General features: G+C 69.2%; 1 protein-coding gene. It reads left to right on the top strand.

Annotated features, from left to right (window positions below; translation table 11 throughout):
• Window positions 1-38: 38 nt before the first annotated feature.
• A partial coding sequence (locus KVT32_RS28380; protein WP_217619237.1) for a bifunctional 2-polyprenyl-6-hydroxyphenol methylase/3-demethylubiquinol 3-O-methyltransferase UbiG occupies window positions 39-601 on the top strand: 563 nt, incomplete at its 3' end.

Raw genomic sequence — 601 nt, forward strand, 5'->3', positions numbered from 1 at the left:
CCGGCATCACGCCTGCGCCGCCGCTTTTCCGGATAGCCATGAACGACAGCCCCGACGACCCTTTGGACGACATCTCGCGCCGCACGCTCGCGCATTACGAGCGCAACGCCCGGCAATTCTTCGCCGGCACCATCGGCCACGACGTCAGCCAGAACATCGCGGCCCTGCTCGGCGCCATCGAAGCGCCGAGCCCGTTCACGCTGCTCGACCTGGGCTGCGGACCGGGGCGCGACCTGAAGACCTTCGCCACGCTTGGCCACCGCGCCATCGGCCTGGACGGTTCCCGCGAATTCGTGACGATGGCGCGCGACTACAGCGGCTGCGAGGTCTGGCACCAGGACTTCCTGCACTTGGACTTGCCGCCGGAACTGTTCGACGGCGTGTTCGCCAACGCGTCGCTGTTCCACGTGCCCAGCCGGGCGCTGCCCGCCGTGCTGGCGGCGCTGCACGGCACGCTGAAACCGGGCGGAGTGCTGTTCAGCTCGAATCCGCGCGGGCACAACGAGGAAGGCTGGAGCGGGCCGCGCTACGGCAGCTGGTACGACTACCCGACCTGGGAGCGTCACCTGGCCGGCGCGGGCTTCGCGCCGCTCTACCATTA

Origin of the sequence: Achromobacter sp. GbtcB20, assembly GCF_019091095.1 — a bacterium.
GTDB classification, from domain to species: domain Bacteria; phylum Pseudomonadota; class Gammaproteobacteria; order Burkholderiales; family Burkholderiaceae_B; genus Achromobacter; species Achromobacter mucicolens.